Below are 20,058 nucleotides of genomic sequence, written 5' to 3' on the forward strand. Positions count from 1 at the left end.
AAGCCGGGCTCCGTGAACCCGCACACCAAGTTCGAAGCCGAAGCCTACATCCTGACCAAGGATGAAGGTGGCCGTCACACGCCGTTCTTCGCGAACTACCGTCCGCAGTTCTACTTCCGCACGACCGACGTGACCGGGACCGTTGAACTGCCGTCGGGCACCGAGATGGTGATGCCGGGCGACAACCTGAAGTTCGCCGTGGAACTGATCGCGCCGATCGCGATGGAAGAAGGCCTGCGCTTCGCCATCCGCGAAGGTGGCCGCACCGTCGGCTCCGGCGTTGTGTCGAAGATTCTCGACTAAGCCAGGTTTGACCTGAAAGATCAGAAGGCCCCGCCAAACGGCGGGGCCTTTTCTTTTGGCGATGGTTTGGTGGGACCACTTGGCCGCTTGCCTTCCCGCGCCATTCCTCCGAGACTTCTTTGCAGCGTGGCGCAACGGAGAGAGCCCCTTGACCGACNCCGCGCCATTCCTCCGAGACTTCTTTGCAGCGTGGCGCAACGGAGAGAGCCCCTTGACCGACCGTTTCTTTGAAGATCGTATCTGGGACGATTTCTCGCCCGCCGATCTTGGCCCTGCTGCCAAAATTCCGACCATGCTGCAATTTGACGAACAGGCCTACTACGTGGCGCTGACCCGCGATTGGGCGACGGGGGCAGGGGCGATTGTCGATCTCGGGTCATTCGCGGGTGGCTCGGCCGCCTGTCTTGCCGAGGGCGTGGCGCAGGCCGGGCGCGATCAGGTCGTGCATGGCTATGACAAGTTCGAGGTTGGCGATTTCGAGGTTTTCCGCAAACGCTATCGCCAATATTGCAACAACCCGCCGTCCTCTGAGAGTCCGCACGAGGCCCCGCCGCTGCTTGGACCGTTTGGCACGGACCTCTTACCGATTGCCGAGCGGTTTCTAGCGCCCTGGGGCGAGGGGATCAGTCTCAGGAAAGGGCAGATCGAAGATATCGGCTGGGAGGGGGGCGATATCGAAGTGCTGGTGATGGACGCCTCCAAGACCGCCGCCACGATGGACCAGATGAGCGCGCTTTTCTTCCCGCATCTCGTTCCGGGGCGGTCAATTGTTGTGCAACAGGATTTCCTTTGGTGGCAACAACCTTGGATCGCGGTGCAGATGGCGGTCCTGTCAGAGTATTTCGAGCCGGTGGTGCATGTGCATCGGGATTCGGTCTCGTTTCTCTACAAGAGAAAACTGCCTGCCGAGGTGCTTGCGGGGCTGAACGTGGCCGGGATGGAGGATGGTGAGATCATCGCGCATCTCAGGGATATGAAACAGGTCGTCAAACCCCTGCGGATCGATCGCGAAATGCGCCAGCTCATTGCGTCGGTCAAAGCCAATCCCGGTCAACGAGCGGCGTTTCGTTTCAAGACCAAGCCCTAGGGTGAAAACTCCGGTAGGGAAGGGCGTTTTTGCGCTTGAATTCTCGTAAGCGATTCCGTAACAGTCCACGCACTTTAGGGGTATAGCTCAGCTGGTAGAGCGACGGTCTCCAAAACCGTAGGTCGCGGGTTCGAACCCTGCTGCCCCTGCCACTTTCCAGACATATTGCTTCATTCGCGCCTCAGGGTTTCCGCAATTGCGCCCCGAGAGCACCTGTTTTCTGCGCCACTGCTGTCGTGTTGGCGTCGGTAGGGTCTGCGCGAGTCCCACCGGCCAGGACGAGACGCGATAGGTGCGAAATGAAGCAAGATGGCATGGGGCCGTTCCATACGGTCGGAATTCAGAAAGTGCGCCAGTGCAAGTGCGAGGCACAGAATCTCCCCCCTGCAGACCGGGCACGGCTCGAAGGGGAGGCGAGTCGTCGTTTCGCGACTCTTTCGCCTGAGACACAGCCGGCACCGTCCACGCTTTCGCGTGTAGAGCAAGCCATGCGTCGCAATGCGCCTGACCTTGCCGGAGGGACGCCCGAAGAAGTCGCCGCCGCCAAGGCCCGCCGCCGCGCGCATCACGATGCCAAGTGGCCGCGTCCGCGCCTTGCCGCGCTTGTGATCCTGATGGCTTCGGCCACGCTCAACCCCTTGCCGGTTCTACGCCTTGGGGTCTGGGGGGTGGTGCTCTTCCTTGCGGTCTCCGTTGCGGTTGGCCCCGAGCGCGCGCGAGACTATAGCGCCGCGCTTTGGCGCGCGTTTGTAGGTCTTTGGAAGCACGAGATCGTGGTTTTGCGTAAAGCAATCCAACATCTGCGCGATCGGATTGACGGCTGGTTGCGCACCGCGCTCTGAGGGTTTCCGTGGCGCTCGGAGCGACAAGCGCCAATCCGGCCTTGAAATTCCCTGACGCGCCGCGTATGTCGGCCCCTGATTCAAGCTAAGAAGACACATCATGGCCAAAACCAATCCGCTTACGTTCATCCAGCAGGTCCGTGCCGAGGTCGCAAAGGTCGTATGGCCGACCCGCCGCGAAGTCCTTCTGACAACGGTCATGGTTTTCATCATGGCGGCGTTGACGGCCGTGTTCTTCTCGCTGGTGGATATCCTTATCCGCGGCGGTCTTCAGATGGTCCTGTCGATCTTCGGCTGATCCGCTCGAGCCTGAAAAACGCTTGAAATCGGGGGCGTTCGGGACTATCCCGACGCGCATCCCCTACACATGGCGCGCGGCGATTCGAGCCACGCGCCGATTTTTTGTTCGGGACCGGTCATAGAAGGCCGGGTGATATTTGGAAATTCTTGATCCTTCGGGATCGGCGCAAGACGGGAAAGAACGATCAGATGGCGAAACGGTGGTATTCGGTTAGCGTGCTGTCGAACTTCGAAAAGAAGATCGCAGAACAGATCCGCCAGTCGGTGATCGAAAGCGATCTCGAAGACGAGATCGACGAGGTTCTGGTGCCGACCGAAGAGGTCATTGAGGTGCGTCGCGGCAAGAAGGTCACGACCGAGCGCCGCTTCATGCCGGGCTACGTGCTCGTGCACATGGAGATGAGCGACCGCGGCTATCACCTCATCAACTCGATCAACCGGGTCACCGGTTTCCTTGGCCCGCAAGGCCGCCCGATGCCGATGCGCGACGCAGAAGTGCAGGGTATCCTTGGCCGCGTCGAGGAAGGTCAGGAAGCACCGCGCACCCTCATCACCTTCGAGGTTGGTGAGAAGGTCAAGGTCAACGACGGCCCGTTCGAAGATTTCGACGGCATGGTCGAGGAAGTGGACGACGACAACCAGCGCCTCAAGGTAACGGTGTCGATCTTCGGTCGGGAAACCCCGGTCGAACTGGAATTCACGCAGGTCACCAAACAGGCCTGATGTGAGCGGCGCCTTCGGGCGCCACCCCCGCGTGGGAGGCGAGGGCCTCGCGATGCCCGGACCAGACCACACAACGTAGCAATCCGAAGGGCGCGCCCCGAGGATGTTGGAAAAGGAAAAGGCTTATGGCCAAGAAGCTCGCAGGCACGATGAAATTGCAAGTGCCCGCCGGTCAAGCGAACCCCTCTCCGCCGGTCGGTCCGGCGCTGGGTCAGCGCGGCATCAACATCATGGAATTCTGCAAGGCGTTCAACGCCAAGACTCAGGATATGGAGCCCGGTGCGCCGTGCCCGACCGTGATCACCTACTATCAGGACAAGTCCTTCACCATGGACATCAAGACGCCGCCGGCGTCCTATTACCTGAAGAAGGCGGCGAAACTGAAGTCCGGTGCGACCAACCCGTCGCGCGAAACCGTGGGTTCGGTCACCGTCAAGCAGGTGCGTGAGATCGCGGAAGCCAAGATGAAGGATCTCAACGCCAATGACATCGAGGCCGCGATGAAGATCATCGTTGGTTCGGCGAACTCCATGGGCATCGAGGTGAAGTAATGGCGAAACTTGGTAAGCGTACTGCCGCAGCGCGTGAAGCGTTTGCAGGCAAGGAAAACCTGACCGTCGAAGAGGCTGTTGCTCTCGTCAAAGGTAACGCCAACGCGAAATTCGACGAAACTGTCGAGATCGCTGTGCAGCTCGGTGTTGATCCGCGCCACGCAGACCAGATGGTCCGCGGCGTTGTCGGCCTGCCGAACGGCACCGGCAAAACCGTTCGCGTCGCCGTGTTCGCTCGTGGCCCGAAGGCTGAAGAAGCTCAGGCCGCTGGTGCGGATATCGTTGGTGCAGAAGACCTGATGGAAACCGTTCAGGGCGGCACCATCGAGTTCGATCGCTGCATCGCGACCCCGGACATGATGCCGATCGTCGGTCGCCTTGGTAAAGTCCTCGGCCCGCGTAACCTGATGCCGAACCCGAAGGTCGGCACCGTGACCATGGACGTCAAGGCAGCTGTTGAAGCGGCCAAGGGCGGCGAAGTGCAGTTCAAGGCCGAGAAGGCCGGTGTTGTGCACGCGGGTCTCGGCAAGGTGTCCTTCGACGAAGGTAAACTGGTCGAAAACGTGCGTGCCTTCATGGAAGCCGTTCTCAAGGCCAAGCCGTCGGGCGCCAAAGGAGCATACGTCAAGAAGATCGCTCTGAGCTCGACCATGGGCCCGGGTGTGACCATCGACGTGGACAGCGCAGCGGCTCAGTAAGCCGTCGCAACGACAGAATTGAGAGACGGGCGGGGCATGGCTCCGCCCGTTTTTCTTTGAAGCGCAAGCTCTGGTGGCGCTGAAAATCAAAAAGACGATAGACAAACCGGGCTATGGCCTTTAATGAACCCCTGTCCAAGCCGGAAGGGATTCGTGTATACGGGTCCCTTTTCAGGTTTGGCCTGTCCAAGACGGAGGGTTCACGGCGCTTTGGCCATGAATAATTCCTTCCTGAGATGGGGAACGAGACAAGAATTCTGGAAGGCCATCCTTCGAGCGATCCTGGACTCCTTACCCGTAAGTTTGGACCTGAACGCGTGAGCCCTCGGGTTTGCGCAAACATGAGCCGGAAGGTGAGAGCCTTCCAAATTTGGAGTGAAACTGTGGATAGAGCCCAGAAAGAGAAAGTGGTCGAGGAACTCGGCCAGATCTTTGAAAGCTCTGGCGTCGTCGTGGTAGCCCACTACGCCGGTCTCACGGTTGCTGACATGCAGGACCTTCGCGCACGTGCTCGTGACGCGGGTGGTGCTGTTCGTGTCGCCAAGAACAGGCTCGCCAAGATCGCCCTTAAGGACAAGCCCTGCGAGAGCATGGCAGACCTTCTTACGGGTATGACCGTTCTGACCTACTCGGAAGACCCCGTGGCAGCAGCCAAGGTCGCCGAGGACTTTGCCAAGACGAACAAGAAGTTCGAAATCCTTGGCGGTGCAATGGGTGAGAACGCTCTTGACCGTGCCGGCGTTGAAGCCGTGTCGAAAATGCCGTCGCGCGAGGAGCTTATTGCTTCGATCGTCGGCTGCATCGGCGCACCTGCTTCGAACATCGCTGGCGCGATTGGCGCACCTGCTTCGAACATCGCATCCATCCTGTCTACCATCGAGGAAAAGGCAGAGGCTGCGTAAGCAACTTTGGAACCGCGTAGGCACTATCGCCCAACGTTGGAACACATACCTAGAAACGGAAAGAGTCTAAAATGGCTGATCTGAAAAAACTTGCAGAAGAGATCGTGGGTCTGACCCTTCTCGAAGCACAAGAACTGAAAACCATCCTCAAAGACGAGTACGGCATTGAGCCCGCAGCTGGCGGCGCCGTCATGGTCGCAGGCGCAGCTGGTGGCGACGCCGGCGGTGCAGCTGAGGAAGAGAAAACCGAATTCGACGTCATCCTGAAGTCGGCCGGCGCCTCGAAAATCAACGTCATCAAAGAAGTCCGCGGCATCACCGGCCTGGGCCTCAAAGAAGCCAAAGAGCTGGTCGAAGCCGGCGGCAAGGCTGTCAAAGAAGGCGTTTCGAAAGAAGAAGCCGAAGACATCAAGGGCAAGCTGGAAGCAGCTGGCGCAGAAGTCGAAGTCAAGTAATCCGGCAGGAACGGACCGGGCAACCGGCGCGTTCCACCAGATTTATCAGGCTGGATGCGGGTTATACCGCGTCCAGCCGAACCTGTCTCAGAGAGGGCTTTTTCAACAAAGCCTTTTCTAAGGCGAGGTTCAAAGATCGGGAGGTTGCCACTCGGGACGGCGACCGGGAATTGATCTGAACTCGACCATCTCGGATGGGTGTGCGACCGGGGCCCGACGGTCGGCACACTCGCAAGAGAAGTGAAAGGTGACATCGACCATGGCTCAGACCTACCTTGGCCAAAAACGTCTGCGTAAGTATTACGGCAAGATCCGCGAAGTCCTCGAAATGCCGAACCTCATCGAGGTTCAGAAATCCTCCTACGATCTCTTCCTGCGCTCCGGCGACGAAGCGCTCCCGATGGACGGTGAAGGCATCAAGGGCGTTTTCCAATCGGTCTTCCCGATCAAGGATTTCAACGAGACCTCCGTGCTCGAGTTCGTGAACTACGAGCTTGAAAGGCCGAAATATGACGTCGAAGAGTGCATGCAGCGCGACATGACCTATTCGGCGCCGCTCAAGGTCACGCTGCGCCTGATCGTGTTCGATGTGGACGAAGACACCGGCGCCAAGTCGGTCAAGGACATCAAGGAACAAGACGTCTTTATGGGCGACATGCCCCTGATGACCCCGAACGGCACCTTTGTCGTCAACGGCACCGAGCGTGTGATCGTCTCCCAGATGCACCGTTCGCCGGGCGTGTTCTTTGACCACGATAAGGGCAAAACGCATTCTTCGGGTAAACTCCTGTTCGCCTGCCGCATCATCCCGTATCGCGGCTCCTGGCTCGACTTCGAATTCGACGCCAAGGACATCGTGTTCGCCCGTATCGACCGTCGCCGCAAGCTGCCGGTCACGACGCTTCTTTATGCGCTTGGTCTCGACCAAGAAAGCATCATGGATGCCTATTACGAAACCGTCGACTTCAAGCTCGAGAAGAACAAGGGTTGGGTCACCAAGTTCTTCCCCGAACGCGTGCGCGGCACCCGTCCGACCTACGATCTCGTCGACGCGGCCACTGGCGAAGTGATCTGCGAAGCGGGCAAGAAAGTCACGCCGCGTGCGGTCAAGAAGATCATCGACGAAGGCAAGATCACCAACCTTCTCGTGCCTTTCGACCACATCGTCGGGAAATACGTCTCCAAGGACATCATCAACGAAGAAACCGGTGCGATCTATGTCGAAGCCGGTGACGAACTGACGATGGAATACGACAAGGACGGCGAAGTCATCGGTGGCTCCCTGAAAGAGCTGCTCGACGCGGGCATCACCGATATCCCGGTCCTCGACATCGACAACGTCAACGTCGGCCCCTACATGCGCAACACCATGGCGCAGGACAAGAACATGAACCGCGAAACCGCGCTCATGGACATCTACCGCGTCATGCGCCCGGGCGAGCCGCCCACGGTCGAAGCCGCGTCGGCCCTGTTCGACACGCTCTTCTTCGACAGCGAGCGCTATGACCTCTCGGCCGTTGGTCGCGTGAAGATGAACATGCGTCTCGCGCTCGACGCCGAAGACACCCAGCGCACCCTGCGCAAGGAAGACATCGTTGCTTGTATCAAGGCGCTCGTTGAGCTTCGTGACGGCAAGGGCGACGTGGACGACATCGACCACCTCGGCAACCGTCGTGTGCGCTCGGTCGGCGAATTGATGGAGAACCAGTATCGCGTGGGTCTCCTGCGCATGGAACGTGCCATCAAGGAACGCATGTCGTCGGTCGAAATCGACACCGTCATGCCGCAAGACCTTATCAACGCCAAACCGGCAGCGGCGGCTGTGCGTGAATTCTTCGGCTCGTCGCAGCTGTCGCAGTTCATGGACCAGACCAACCCGCTTTCGGAAGTGACGCACAAGCGTCGCCTCTCGGCGCTTGGCCCGGGCGGCCTGACTCGCGAACGCGCAGGCTTTGAGGTGCGCGACGTGCACCCGACCCATTATGGCCGCATGTGCCCGATTGAAACGCCGGAAGGCCCGAACATCGGTCTCATCAACTCGCTCGCCACTTTCGCGCGCGTCAACAAGTATGGCTTCATCGAGACCCCGTATCGTGTCGTGAAAGACGCGAAGGTCACCGACGAAGTGCATTACATGTCGGCCACCGAAGAGATGCGCCACACCGTGGCTCAGGCGAACGCCAACCTCAACACCGAGGGCAAATTCGAGAACGATCTCGTCTCGACCCGTCAGAACGGCGACTACACCCTCGCACCGCGCGAGAATGTGGACCTGATCGACGTCTCCCCGAAACAGCTGGTTTCGGTCGCGGCCTCGCTCATCCCGTTCCTTGAAAACGACGACGCCAACCGCGCTCTCATGGGGTCGAACATGCAACGTCAGGCCGTGCCGCTCTTGCGTGCCGAGGCACCGCTCGTCGGCACCGGCATCGAGGAAATCGTGGCCCGCGACTCGGGCGCTGCGATCATGGCGACCCGCGGCGGCATCATCGACCAGGTCGACGCCCAGCGTATCGTTGTGCGCGCCACCGAAGATCTCGAGCTTGGCGATGCCGGCGTCGACATCTACCGGATGCGCAAGTTCCAGCGGTCGAACCAGAACACCTGTATCAACCAGCGCCCGCTGGTGAAGGTGGGTGACACGGTTCAGAAAGGCGAAGTGATCGCCGATGGTCCGTCGACGGATATCGGTGAATTGGCGCTCGGCAAGAACGTCGTCGTCGCCTTCATGCCTTGGAACGGCTACAACTACGAAGACTCGATCCTGATCTCCGAGCGTATCGCGCGCGATGACGTCTTTACCTCGATCCACATCGAGGAATTCGAAGTCTCCGCCCGTGACACGAAGCTCGGCCCGGAAGAGATCACCCGCGACATCCCCAACGTCGGCGAGGAAGCCCTGCGCAACCTCGATGAGGCGGGCATCGTCTATATCGGTGCCGATGTGGAGCCGGGCGATATTCTCGTCGGGAAGATCACGCCGAAGGGCGAAAGCCCGATGACGCCGGAAGAGAAACTTCTGCGCGCCATCTTCGGCGAGAAAGCCTCGGACGTGCGCGACACCTCGCTGCGCGTGAAGCCGGGCGACTTCGGCACGGTTGTCGAGGTCCGCGTCTTCAACCGTCACGGTGTCGAGAAAGACGAACGTGCGCTTCAGATCGAGCGTGAAGAGGTGGAACGTCTGGCGCGTGACCGCGACGACGAACTCGCCATCCTCGACCGCAACATCTATGCCCGCCTCAAGGGTCTGATCCTCGGCAAGACCGCCGTGAAAGGCCCCAAAGGCGTCAAGGCGAACTCGGAAATTACCGAGGATCTGCTCGAAACCCTGACCCGTGGTCAGTGGTGGCAGCTCGCGCTTGCGGAAGAAGCCGATGCACAGATCGTCGAGGCCCTGCACGAGCAGTATGAGATCCAGAAACGCGCGCTTGATGCCCGTTTCGAGGACAAGGTCGAGAAGGTCCGCCGCGGCGACGACCTGCCGCCGGGCGTGATGAAGATGGTCAAAGTCTTCATCGCCGTGAAGCGCAAGCTTCAGCCGGGCGATAAGATGGCCGGTCGTCACGGGAACAAAGGTGTGATCTCGAAAGTGGTTCCGATGGAGGACATGCCGTTCCTCGCAGATGGCACCCCGGTCGACTTCTGCCTCAACCCGCTCGGTGTTCCGTCGCGTATGAACGTCGGTCAGATCCTCGAGACCCACATGGGTTGGGCCGCACGCGGTCTTGGTCTGAACGTCGATGAAGCGCTTCAGGAATACCGCCGCTCGGGCGATCTGACCCCGGTGCGCGAAGCGATGAAGCTGGCCTATGGCGAAGATGTCTACGAAGAAGGCATCACCTCCATGGACGAGCCCGCGCTTCTCGAAGCCGCTGGCAACGTGACCCGTGGTGTGCCGATCGCGACTCCGGTCTTCGACGGCGCCAAAGAGGCAGACGTGAACGACGCACTTGTGCGCGCAGGCTTCTCCGAATCCGGTCAGTCGATCCTGTTCGACGGCCGCACCGGCGAACAGTTTGCACGCCCGGTCACCGTCGGGATCAAGTACCTTCTCAAGCTGCACCACCTTGTCGACGACAAGATCCACGCCCGTTCGACCGGCCCGTACAGCCTCGTCACTCAGCAGCCGCTCGGTGGTAAGGCACAGTTCGGTGGTCAGCGTTTCGGGGAGATGGAGGTCTGGGCTCTGGAAGCATATGGCGCGGCCTACACGCTGCAAGAGATGCTCACCGTCAAGTCGGATGACGTGGCGGGCCGGACCAAGGTCTACGAATCGATCGTCAAAGGCGAAGACAACTTCGAAGCGGGCGTCCCGGAATCCTTCAACGTTCTCGTGAAGGAAGTCCGCGGCCTCGGCCTGAACATGGAACTCCTGGATGCGGAGGTGGACGAGTAAGGGCCCCGCGCCCTTACCCCATCATCCCTTCCGCACAAGATTTAGGATATCAAAATGAACCAGGAACTGACCAACAACCCGTTCAACCCGCTGACCCCGCCGAAAGTGTTCGACGAGATCAAGGTATCGCTGGCCTCGCCGGAGCGGATCCTCTCGTGGTCCTATGGTGAGATCAAGAAGCCGGAAACCATCAACTACCGCACGTTCAAGCCCGAGCGTGACGGTCTCTTCTGTGCGCGTATCTTTGGCCCGATCAAGGATTACGAATGCCTCTGCGGCAAGTATAAGCGCATGAAGTATCGCGGCGTCGTCTGCGAAAAATGCGGCGTCGAAGTCACCCTCCAGAAAGTGCGCCGCGAGCGTATGGGCCATATCGAACTGGCCGCGCCCGTCGCACATATCTGGTTCCTGAAATCGCTGCCGTCGCGCATCGGTCTCATGCTCGACATGACCCTGCGTGATCTTGAGCGCGTGCTCTACTTCGAAAACTACGTCGTGATCGAACCGGGCCTTACCGACCTGACCTACGGCCAGATGCTCACAGAAGAAGAGTATATGGACGCGCAGGATGCCTATGGCATGGACGCCTTCACCGCCAATATCGGTGCCGAAGCGATCCGCGAGATGCTCTCCCAGATCGACCTCGAATCCGAGGCCGAGCAGCTTCGCGCAGACCTCGCGGAAGCGACGGGCGAACTGAAGCCGAAGAAGATCATCAAGCGTCTCAAGGTCGTGGAATCCTTCCTCGAGTCGGGCAACCGCCCCGAATGGATGATCCTGACGGTGATCCCGGTCATTCCGCCGGAACTGCGCCCGCTGGTGCCGCTCGATGGTGGCCGTTTCGCGACGTCGGATCTCAACGATCTCTATCGCCGCGTCATCAACCGGAACAACCGCCTCAAGCGTCTGATCGAACTCCGCGCGCCGGATATCATCGTGCGCAACGAAAAGCGGATGCTTCAGGAATCCGTCGACGCTCTGTTCGACAACGGTCGCCGTGGCCGCGTCATTACCGGCGCGAACAAGCGTCCGCTGAAATCGCTCTCGGACATGCTCAAGGGTAAGCAGGGCCGCTTCCGTCAGAACCTTCTGGGTAAGCGCGTCGACTTCTCGGGCCGTTCGGTCATTGTGACCGGCCCGGAACTCAAGCTGCATCAGTGTGGTCTGCCCAAGAAGATGGCGCTCGAGCTGTTCAAGCCCTTCATCTATTCGCGCCTCGAGGCCAAAGGTCTTTCGAGCACCGTGAAACAGGCCAAGAAGCTGGTCGAGAAGGAACGCCCGGAAGTTTGGGATATCCTCGACGAGGTGATCCGCGAACACCCGGTGATGCTCAACCGTGCGCCGACGCTGCACCGTCTTGGTATTCAGGCGTTCGAACCGGTCCTCATCGAAGGTAAAGCGATCCAGCTGCACCCGCTCGTCTGTTCGGCGTTCAACGCTGACTTCGACGGTGACCAGATGGCCGTGCACGTCCCGCTGAGCCTTGAAGCTCAGCTCGAAGCGCGCGTCCTGATGATGTCGACGAACAACGTTCTGTCGCCGGCCAACGGCTCGCCGATCATCGTTCCGTCGCAGGATATGATCCTCGGCCTCTACTACACGACGATCATGCGCGAAGGCATGAAGGGCGAAGGCATGGTCTTCTCCTCGATTGACGAAGTGCAATACGCTCTTGATACCGGCGCCGTGCACCTGCACGCGAAGATCACTGCGCGTATTCCGCAGATCGACGAGAACGGTCTTGAGGTCATGAAGCGTTTCGAGACCACCCCCGGTCGCGTGCGCCTCGGGGCGCTGCTTCCGCAGAACGCCAAGGCCCCGTTCGAGCTTGTGAACAAGCTGCTTCGCAAGAAAGAAGTGCAGAACGTCATCGACACCGTCTACCGCTACTGCGGTCAGAAAGAGTCGGTCATCTTCTGCGACCAGATCATGTCCATGGGCTTCAAAGAAGCGTTCAAGGCCGGGATTTCCTTCGGCAAGGACGACATGGTTATTCCCGACACCAAGTGGACCATCGTTGATGAAACCCGCGATCAGGTGAAGGACTTTGAACAGCAGTACATGGACGGTCTGATCACTCAGGGCGAAAAGTACAACAAAGTCGTGGACGCATGGTCGAAGTGTAACGACAAGGTCACCGACGCCATGATGGGCACCATCTCGGCGGCACAGACCGATGAGAACGGCGCTGAAGCGGAACCGAACTCGGTCTACATGATGGCCCACTCCGGTGCGCGTGGCTCGGTCACTCAGATGAAACAGCTCGGCGGGATGCGTGGCCTGATGGCCAAGCCGAACGGCGACATCATCGAGACACCGATCATTTCGAACTTCAAGGAAGGCCTGACCGTTCTTGAATACTTCAACTCGACCCACGGCGCCCGTAAGGGTCTGTCGGATACGGCTCTGAAGACCGCGAACTCCGGTTACCTGACCCGTCGCCTCGTCGATGTGGCGCAGGACTGCATCGTGCGCATGAACGATTGTGGCACCGAGAACGCGATCACCGCAGAAGCTGCGGTCAACGACGGCGAAGTCGTCGCCTCGCTCGCAGAGCGTGTCCTCGGTCGTGTGGCCGCGGATGATGTTCTGCGTCCGGGCACCGATGAGGTGATCGTGGCACAGGGCGAACTGATCGACGAACGCATGGCCGACACCATCGACGAAGCCGGTGTGGCCTCCATGCGTATCCGCAGCCCGCTCACCTGTGAGGCTGAGGAAGGCGTCTGCGCCCAGTGCTATGGTCGTGACCTCGCGCGCGGTACCATCGTCAACACCGGCGAAGCCGTGGGCATCATCGCGGCACAGTCGATTGGTGAACCCGGTACACAGCTGACGATGCGGACCTTCCACATCGGTGGCGTTGCTCAAGGTGGTCAGCAGTCGTTCCTCGAAGCGAGCCAGGACGGCACCATCGTCTTCGAGAACGCTCAGATCCTCGAGAACGTGCATGGCGAAGCGCTCGTCATGGGCCGCAACATGAAGCTCATCATCCAGGACGAGACCGGCGAGGAACGCGCCAGCCACAAGATCGGCTACGGTACCAAGCTCTTCGTCAAGGACGGCCAGAGCATCAAGCGCGGCGAAAAGCTGTTCGAATGGGATCCGTACACTCTGCCGATCCTTGCCGAGAAATCGGGCACCACGAAATATGTCGATCTTGTCTCCGGTATCGCCGTGCGCGAAGAAACCGATGACGCGACCGGCATGACCCAGAAGATCGTCGCCGACTGGCGTGCGGCTCCGAAGGGCAACGAGCTCAAGCCGGAAGTCATCCTTGTCGATGAAAACGGCGAGCCAGTGCGCAACGATGCGGGCAACCCGGTGCACTACCCGATGTCCGTGGACGCGATCCTGTCGGTCGAAGATGGCCAACAGATCAACGCAGGTGACGTGGTTGCGCGTATTCCGCGTGAAGGCGCCAAGACCAAGGACATTACCGGTGGTCTGCCGCGTGTGGCCGAACTGTTCGAAGCCCGTCGTCCCAAGGACCACGCGATCATCGCCGAAATCGATGGTTACGTGCGCTTTGGTCGCGACTACAAGAACAAGCGCCGCATCTCGATCGAACCGGCAGACGAGTCGATGGAGCCCGTCGAGTACATGGTGCCCAAGGGCAAGCACATCCCGGTGCAGGAAGGCGACTTCGTGCAGAAGGGTGACTACATCATGGACGGTAACCCGGCCCCGCACGACATCCTGTCGATCATGGGTGTCGAGGCGCTGGCGGATTACATGATCAACGAGGTGCAGGACGTTTATCGCCTTCAGGGTGTGAAGATTAACGACAAGCACATCGAAGTCATCGTGCGTCAGATGCTCCAGAAATGGGAGATCCTCGACTCCGGCGAAACCACGCTGCTCAAGGGCGAACATGTGGACAAGCAGGAATTCGACGCTGCCAATGAAAAGGCGTTGGCCGAAGGCCGCCGCCCGGCATCCGGCGAACCGATCCTGCTCGGCATCACCAAGGCGTCGCTCCAGACCCGCTCCTTCATCTCGGCGGCCTCCTTCCAAGAGACCACCCGCGTTCTTACCGAGGCTTCGGTGCAGGGCAAGAAGGACAAGCTCGTGGGCCTCAAGGAGAACGTCATCGTGGGCCGCCTCATCCCGGCCGGTACCGGCGGTGCGACCCAGAACGTCCGCCGTGTGGCGCAAGATCGCGACAATATCGTGATCGAGGCGCGCCGCGAGGAAGCCGAAGCGGCTGCGGCGCTGGCTGCTCCGACCGAGGATGCCACCGTCGACGACGTGTTTGACAGCGGTCTCGTGGAAACCCCGGAAAGCCGCGACGAAGATTGATCGCGCGGCCATCCGGCCACTGAATGAAAGAAAGGCCCCCGGCACCGAGCCGGGGGCCTTACTTGTCTTTGGCGAGAGGTTTTCTGCCAAGAGGAAGCCCGGACACAGTGCGCGCGGGGGCTTGGCGCGCCTATAAGCCCGGTCTAGTGTCGCTCGGTCAGGAGCAGCAGGGACAGGTCAAGGCAATGTCGGACAATATGAAGGGGGCGATCCTGATGATCTGCTCCATGGCGGCCTTCACCTTCAATGATGCCTGCATCAAGCTGATGAATGCCGATATGCCGCTGTTTCAGCTCTTGTTGCTGCGCGGTCTGCTGACGACGTTTTGCATTTGGATCATGGCGCGCAGCATGGGGGCAATCCGCCTCAACCTGCCGCGCCGCGACTGGGGACGCATCGCGTTGCGCACGATGTCGGAAATCGGGGCGGCCTATTTCTTTATCACGGCCCTGCGCAACCTGCCTCTGGCCAATGTCATGGCGGTCCTGCAGATGTTGCCATTGACTGTAACCCTTGGCGGGTTGCTGTTTTACCGCGAGCCGGTGGGGTGGCGACGTCTTTCGGCGATTGGTGTGGGATTTGCCGGTATGCTCCTGATCGTGCGCCCCGGGCCAGAGGGCTTTGACATCTATGCGCTCTATGCCCTTGCCGCCGTGGTCTGCGTCACAGCGCGCGACCTTGCCACGCGGCGCATGTCGCCCGTTGTGCCTTCGATGACCGTCACACTTGCCGCGTCGGTGGGCATAACGCTTTTTGCAGCCATTGCGACCCTTGGCGAGACCTGGGTGCCCGTGACCACGCGCGACGCGGCGCTTCTCGTGGGGGCGGCGGTGTTCATCATTGGCGGCTATCTCTTCTCCGTCCTTGTGATGCGCGTCGGCGAGGTCTCCTTCGTCGCACCGTTCCGCTATACGGGTCTGCTTTGGGGGTTGTTGCTTGGCTTCGTGATCTTCGGGGATTGGCCCGATAGCCTGACGCTCCTTGGCGCGGCGATCATCGTGATCACCGGGATCTTCACGATCCTGCGCGGGGATCGTCAGCGGCGCGCATAGAGCGCGCGTACCTTGTCGGAATCGACATTGAACTCTGATTGAAACAGCGCCTCGCCTTCCGCATCGAGGGGTTCGAGCTTGAAGCGGCGGATGTTCTCTTTCTGACGCGAGTCATTGTGATCGTTGTGACCACGCAGAAACATATGCGGGGTCGGCATGCTGACCACAGGCATGAACCGCCCTAGCCGGGTATGTCCGAAATTCATGATGGTGTTGCGATGCTTGCCCTTGGCGGACATGGCGAGGGCCGGGGTCCAGAGTGTCTCGACCACTTGCGCCGCGCGAATGCCTTCCCGACCGGGAGACGCAACCCAGCCAGTGTTGAAATCAAAGGCCACATGTGGATTGTGACGCAGAAGCGGACGGCATTCTTGTGCCAAGGCGCGCAGGCGTTCGACGAAATGGATCGAGACCGCATCATCGTCATCCATGCGGAACTGAAGACACGGCTCTGAGCGTGCATCACGGGCCGCGTTGATCGCCTCTCGCATGACGTCACGGTGCGGGCCGGCGGGCCATGCTTGGATCTGTGCCTGTGGCAACCCTGCAAGAAGCGACTCAAGCCGCGCGCGCATCGCGTCAGGTAGGTCGTCTCCGATCACCACCACAAAGGTAAAATCGGGATCTGTCTGAGCGCGCAGGGCCGGGAGGGTGAAGGCTTCGAACATGCGAAACCGATCGTCGATCCGCGCCGGATCATAGAGATAGGCGGCGCGCGCCTCGGCGGTGTCATGTTGAACCTGGAACCCGCCGAGCGCCGGATAGGAAAACCGGCATAGCCCGACCACCTGCATGTCTTTGCTGTCCATTCCCGGTCTCGATCTCCTTGCCCTGTTGCGACTTTCGCATTGGCGCGAACACGTGGCAAGCGGCACTCTTGCGAAAGCGATGGGGTGCATCGCCGCTGCCAGAGAAACAGCCGATTGCTCGGCGGTGGCGTTTCTTATACCTCGGGAGGGCAGAGGCGGCGCCGGGGCAGGGCAAGCTGTTGACAAGCCCGGCGACTCCCCCTATACGCCGCAGCATCCGGTAAGGGGGCCGCCCCTGTATGCCGAATTCAAACCTGTAGTGGTCAAGGTCCGCGCTACTTTGAAGCGTGCACCCTCTGAAACCCCACCGCGTCGTTCGCCTCGGAATGGGAACGTTCGCGGGTTTTTTGCTTGTGGACGCGCAGGCAGCACACTTAACCGCATGGGGCTGCGCTCCTGTGCAGCACATGAAGCAAAACGGGAAGAGACCCTTATGCCAACGATCCAGCAGCTGATCCGCAAGCCGCGTCAGCCCAAAGTCAAGCGCTCGAAGTCCCAGCACCTCGAGCAATGCCCCCAGAAACGCGGCGTTTGCACCCGCGTTTACACCACCACCCCGAAAAAGCCGAACTCCGCTATGCGGAAGGTTGCCAAGGTGCGCCTGACCAACGGCTACGAGGTGATCTCCTACATCCCCGGTGAAAGCCACAACCTTCAGGAACACTCCGTTGTCCTGATCCGCGGCGGCCGTGTGAAAGACCTTCCGGGTGTCCGTTACCACATCCTGCGTGGTGTTCTGGATACCCAGGGCGTCAAAGACCGTAAGCAGCGTCGCTCGAAATACGGCGCGAAGCGTCCTAAGTAAGAAGGATAAGAATAGATGTCTCGTCGTCACGCCGCTGAGAAGCGCGAAATCCTGCCCGACGCCAAATATGGCGATAAGGTCCTGAGCAAATTCATGAACAACCTCATGATCGACGGTAAAAAGTCGGTTGCGGAAAAGATCGTCTATAACGCGCTTGATCGCGTTGAGACCAAGGTCAAACGCGCCCCCGTCGAAGTGTTCCATGAAGCGCTCGACAACATCAAACCCTCCGTCGAAGTGCGCTCGCGCCGCGTCGGTGGTGCAACCTATCAGGTTCCGGTTGAAGTGCGCCCCGAGCGCCGCGAAGCCCTGGCCATTCGTTGGCTCATCACCGCCTCGCGCAACCGTAACGAGAACACCATGGAAGAACGCCTCGCAGGCGAACTTCTGGATGCCGTGAACTCGCGCGGTACCGCCGTCAAGAAGCGGGAAGACACTCACAAGATGGCCGAGGCAAACAAAGCCTTCAGCCATTATCGCTGGTAATCCTCAAGAGAGAATTCTGACCAATGGCACGCGACTATCCCCTCGACCGGTACCGCAACTTCGGTATCATGGCGCACATTGATGCAGGCAAGACCACCTGCTCTGAGCGTATCCTTTTCTACACCGGCAAATCCCACAACATCGGTGAGGTGCACGACGGTGCAGCCACCATGGACTGGATGGAGCAGGAGCAGGAACGCGGCATCACCATCACCTCGGCTGCGACGACCACCTTCTGGGAGCGCACCGAAGATGGCCAGTCTGCCGATTCCGAAAAGCACCGCCTGAACATCATCGACACCCCCGGCCACGTGGACTTCACCATCGAAGTCGAACGCTCGCTGGCCGTGCTCGACGGTGCCGTCTGTGTTCTCGACGCCAACGCCGGTGTTGAGCCCCAGACCGAAACCGTGTGGCGTCAGGCTGACCGCTACAAGGTTCCGCGTATGGTGTTCGTCAACAAGATGGACAAAATCGGCGCGGACTTCTTCAACTGCGTTCGCATGATCGAAGACCGCACCGGCGCGCGCGCCATTCCCGTCGGTATCCCGATTGGTGCGGAAAACGAGCTCGAAGGTCTGGTTGACCTCGTGACCATGGAAGAGTGGCTGTGGCAGGGTGAAGATCTGGGCGCGTCCTGGGTCAAGGCCCCGATCCGCGAGAGCCTTCAGGACATGGCCGCCGAATGGCGCGAGAAGATGGTCGAAGCCGCCGTCGAGCAAGACGACGACGCGATGGAAGCCTATCTCGAAGGTGACGAGCCCGATGTCGCAACCATGCGCAAACTGCTGCGCAAGGGCACGCTGAACATGTCCTTCGTTCCGGTTCTCGGTGGTTCCGCGTTCAAGAACAAAGGCGTGCAGCCGCTGCTCAACGCCGTGATCGACTACCTCCCGAGCCCGCTCGACGTTGTCGATTACATGGGCTTCTCGCCGGATGACGAAACCGAAGAGCGTAACATCGCCCGCCGCGCGGACGACGACATGCCCTTCGCTGGTCTCGCGTTCAAGATCATGAACGACCCCTTCGTGGGCTCGCTCACCTTTACCCGTATCTATTCGGGTACCATGAACAAAGGTGAGACCGTTCTCAACGCGACCAAAGGCAAGAAAGAGCGCATCGGTCGTATGATGATGATGCACTCGAACAACCGTGAAGAGATCGAAGAAGCGTTTGCAGGCGACATTATCGCGCTCGCGGGCCTCAAGGATACCACCACCGGTGATACCCTCTGCGACCCGAAAGCACCTGTCGTTCTCGAAACCATGACCTTCCCCGATCCGGTGATCGAGATCGCGGTCGAGCCGAAGACCAAGAACGACCAAGAGAAGATGTCTCAAGGTCTCGCGCGCCTCGCCGCCGAAGACCCGTCCTTCCGCGTCGAAACCGACCTCGAGTCCGGCCAGACCATCATGAAGGGCATGGGCGAACTTCACCTCGACATTCTCGTCGATCGTCTGAAGCGTGAATTCAAGGTCGAAGCGAACATCGGTGCACCGCAGGTGGCCTATCGCGAAACCATCTCGCGCCCGATTGAGCACACCTACACCCACAAGAAACAGTCGGGTGGTTCGGGTCAGTTCGGTGAGGTCAAACTCGAGATCATGCCGACAGAGCCGGGCGAAGGTTACTCCTTCGAAAGCCGCATCGTCGGTGGTGCTGTTCCGAAGGAATACATCCCCGGTGTCGAAAAGGGCATCCAGTCGGTCATGGACTCCGGTCCGCTGGCAGGCTTCCCGGTGATCGACTTCAAAGTCGCGCTTCTCGACGGTAAGTTCCACGACGTGGACTCCTCGGTTCTCGCCTTTGAAATCGCATCGCGGATGTGTATGCGCGAAGGTCTGAAACTGGCTGGTGCGAAACTGCTCGAACCGATGATGAAAGTCGAAGTGATCACCCCGGAAGAATATACCGGCGGTATCATCGGCGACCTCACCTCGCGTCGTGGTCAGGTTTCGGGTCAGGAGCCGCGCGGCAACGCCGTGGCGATCGACGCCTTCGTGCCGCTGGCGAACATGTTTGGCTACATCAACACCCTTCGTTCGATGTCGTCGGGCCGCGCCCAGTTCACCATGCAGTTCGACCACTACGATCCGGTTCCGCAGAACATCTCGGACGAAATTCAGGCGAAATACGCCTAAGCGAAATTGGGGAAGCGGGAGACCGCTTTCCCCTCCAACATCAAGGAGGCCATCATGGCTAAGGAAAAGTTTGAACGCAGCAAACCGCACTGCAACATCGGCACGATTGGTCACGTTGACCACGGCAAGACGACCCTGACGGCAGCGATCACCAAGCAATTTGGTGACTTCAAAGCCTATGACGAGATTGACGGCGCGCCGGAAGA

The 20,058-nt window shown here is 59.8% G+C and carries 16 protein-coding genes, 1 tRNA gene and 1 pseudogene; 17 read left to right on the top strand and 1 reads right to left on the bottom strand.

Features of this window, described 5'->3' with window-relative positions; all coding sequences use genetic code 11:
- The 13 genes and pseudogenes from tuf to R1W01_RS18115 form a co-directional block, all read left to right on the top strand.
- Positions 1–303: pseudogene (gene tuf / locus R1W01_RS18055) on the top strand (elongation factor Tu); the annotation flags it as partial.
- Between the two features lie 211 nt (positions 304–514).
- Complete coding sequence (locus tag R1W01_RS18060; protein ID WP_317275440.1) at positions 515–1,390, top strand: hypothetical protein; 876 nt, start codon at positions 515–517, stop codon at positions 1,388–1,390.
- Between the two features lie 76 nt (positions 1,391–1,466).
- Positions 1,467–1,542, top strand: a tRNA-Trp gene (locus tag R1W01_RS18065).
- Positions 1,543–1,878: 336 nt separating this feature from the next.
- Entirely contained in the window at positions 1,879–2,232 is a 354-nt protein-coding gene (locus R1W01_RS18070; protein ID WP_317275441.1) for a hypothetical protein, read from the top strand.
- A 100-nt stretch (positions 2,233–2,332) separates the two neighbouring features.
- A complete protein-coding gene (secE, locus tag R1W01_RS18075; RefSeq protein ID WP_243611568.1) occupies positions 2,333–2,530 on the top strand; it encodes a preprotein translocase subunit SecE in 198 nt (65 codons plus the stop codon).
- A gap of 191 nt (positions 2,531–2,721) precedes the next feature.
- Positions 2,722–3,255, top strand: a complete 534-nt coding sequence (gene nusG / locus R1W01_RS18080) for a transcription termination/antitermination protein NusG (protein WP_243611567.1) — start codon at positions 2,722–2,724, stop codon at positions 3,253–3,255.
- A 125-nt stretch (positions 3,256–3,380) separates the two neighbouring features.
- Positions 3,381–3,806: a 50S ribosomal protein L11 gene (rplK, locus tag R1W01_RS18085; RefSeq protein ID WP_243611566.1), complete on the top strand. Its 426-nt coding sequence runs from the start codon at positions 3,381–3,383 to the stop codon at positions 3,804–3,806.
- Positions 3,806–4,504, top strand: a complete 699-nt coding sequence (gene rplA, locus R1W01_RS18090) for a 50S ribosomal protein L1 (protein ID WP_243611565.1) — start codon at positions 3,806–3,808, stop codon at positions 4,502–4,504. The genes rplK and rplA overlap by 1 nt, the downstream gene beginning before the upstream one ends.
- A gap of 383 nt (positions 4,505–4,887) precedes the next feature.
- Positions 4,888–5,406: a 50S ribosomal protein L10 gene (gene rplJ, locus R1W01_RS18095; RefSeq protein ID WP_243611564.1), complete on the top strand. Its 519-nt coding sequence runs from the start codon at positions 4,888–4,890 to the stop codon at positions 5,404–5,406.
- 71 nt (positions 5,407–5,477) lie between these two features.
- Positions 5,478–5,861: a 50S ribosomal protein L7/L12 gene (gene rplL / locus R1W01_RS18100; RefSeq protein ID WP_243611563.1), complete on the top strand. Its 384-nt coding sequence runs from the start codon at positions 5,478–5,480 to the stop codon at positions 5,859–5,861.
- Between the two features lie 259 nt (positions 5,862–6,120).
- On the top strand, positions 6,121–10,257 hold the full coding sequence (gene rpoB / locus R1W01_RS18105; protein ID WP_317275442.1) for a DNA-directed RNA polymerase subunit beta: 4,137 nt from the start codon (positions 6,121–6,123) through the stop codon (positions 10,255–10,257).
- A gap of 54 nt (positions 10,258–10,311) precedes the next feature.
- Positions 10,312–14,559 carry a DNA-directed RNA polymerase subunit beta' gene (rpoC, locus tag R1W01_RS18110; RefSeq protein WP_243611561.1) on the top strand — a complete coding sequence of 1,416 codons (4,248 nt, stop codon included), beginning with the start codon at positions 10,312–10,314 and terminating at the stop codon, positions 14,557–14,559.
- 185 nt (positions 14,560–14,744) lie between these two features.
- A complete protein-coding gene (locus tag R1W01_RS18115; protein WP_317275443.1) occupies positions 14,745–15,611 on the top strand; it encodes a DMT family transporter in 867 nt (288 codons plus the stop codon).
- Here R1W01_RS18115 and R1W01_RS18120 read toward each other — a convergent pair.
- Positions 15,596–16,420 carry a putative rhamnosyl transferase gene (locus R1W01_RS18120; protein ID WP_317275444.1) on the bottom strand — a complete coding sequence of 275 codons (825 nt, stop codon included), beginning with the start codon at positions 16,418–16,420 and terminating at the stop codon, positions 15,596–15,598. The genes R1W01_RS18115 and R1W01_RS18120 overlap by 16 nt on opposite strands.
- Positions 16,421–16,853: 433 nt before the next feature.
- On the opposite strand from R1W01_RS18120, the gene rpsL reads away from it, so the two are divergent.
- The 4 genes from rpsL to R1W01_RS18140 form a co-directional block, all read left to right on the top strand.
- Positions 16,854–17,225 carry a 30S ribosomal protein S12 gene (rpsL, locus tag R1W01_RS18125; RefSeq protein WP_005862801.1) on the top strand — a complete coding sequence of 124 codons (372 nt, stop codon included), beginning with the start codon at positions 16,854–16,856 and terminating at the stop codon, positions 17,223–17,225.
- 15 nt (positions 17,226–17,240) lie between these two features.
- On the top strand, positions 17,241–17,711 hold the full coding sequence (rpsG, locus tag R1W01_RS18130) for a 30S ribosomal protein S7 (protein WP_243611558.1): 471 nt from the start codon (positions 17,241–17,243) through the stop codon (positions 17,709–17,711).
- Between the two features lie 23 nt (positions 17,712–17,734).
- Positions 17,735–19,852 carry an elongation factor G gene (gene fusA, locus R1W01_RS18135; protein ID WP_243611557.1) on the top strand — a complete coding sequence of 706 codons (2,118 nt, stop codon included), beginning with the start codon at positions 17,735–17,737 and terminating at the stop codon, positions 19,850–19,852.
- Positions 19,853–19,906: 54 nt separating this feature from the next.
- The coding region (locus R1W01_RS18140; RefSeq protein ID WP_317275384.1) for a GTP-binding protein at positions 19,907–20,058 on the top strand (152 nt) is incomplete at its 3' end.

The organism is Shimia sp. FJ5, from assembly GCF_032918335.1.
Taxonomy (GTDB): domain Bacteria; phylum Pseudomonadota; class Alphaproteobacteria; order Rhodobacterales; family Rhodobacteraceae; genus Shimia; species Shimia aestuarii_A.

Coding starts and splice junctions, on each gene's coding strand:
- rpsL (WP_005862801.1), top strand. CDS start 16,854: ATGCCAACGATCCAGCAGCTGATCCGCAAGCCGCGTCAGCCCAAAGTC.
- fusA (WP_243611557.1), top strand. CDS start 17,735: ATGGCACGCGACTATCCCCTCGACCGGTACCGCAACTTCGGTATCATG.
- R1W01_RS18115 (WP_317275443.1), top strand. CDS start 14,745: ATGTCGGACAATATGAAGGGGGCGATCCTGATGATCTGCTCCATGGCG.
- rpsG (WP_243611558.1), top strand. CDS start 17,241: ATGTCTCGTCGTCACGCCGCTGAGAAGCGCGAAATCCTGCCCGACGCC.
- R1W01_RS18070 (WP_317275441.1), top strand. CDS start 1,879: ATGCGTCGCAATGCGCCTGACCTTGCCGGAGGGACGCCCGAAGAAGTC.
- rplL (WP_243611563.1), top strand. CDS start 5,478: ATGGCTGATCTGAAAAAACTTGCAGAAGAGATCGTGGGTCTGACCCTT.
- secE (WP_243611568.1), top strand. CDS start 2,333: ATGGCCAAAACCAATCCGCTTACGTTCATCCAGCAGGTCCGTGCCGAG.
- nusG (WP_243611567.1), top strand. CDS start 2,722: ATGGCGAAACGGTGGTATTCGGTTAGCGTGCTGTCGAACTTCGAAAAG.
- rpoC (WP_243611561.1), top strand. CDS start 10,312: ATGAACCAGGAACTGACCAACAACCCGTTCAACCCGCTGACCCCGCCG.
- rplA (WP_243611565.1), top strand. CDS start 3,806: ATGGCGAAACTTGGTAAGCGTACTGCCGCAGCGCGTGAAGCGTTTGCA.
- R1W01_RS18120 (WP_317275444.1), bottom strand. CDS start 16,420: ATGGACAGCAAAGACATGCAGGTGGTCGGGCTATGCCGGTTTTCCTAT.
- rplK (WP_243611566.1), top strand. CDS start 3,381: ATGGCCAAGAAGCTCGCAGGCACGATGAAATTGCAAGTGCCCGCCGGT.
- rpoB (WP_317275442.1), top strand. CDS start 6,121: ATGGCTCAGACCTACCTTGGCCAAAAACGTCTGCGTAAGTATTACGGC.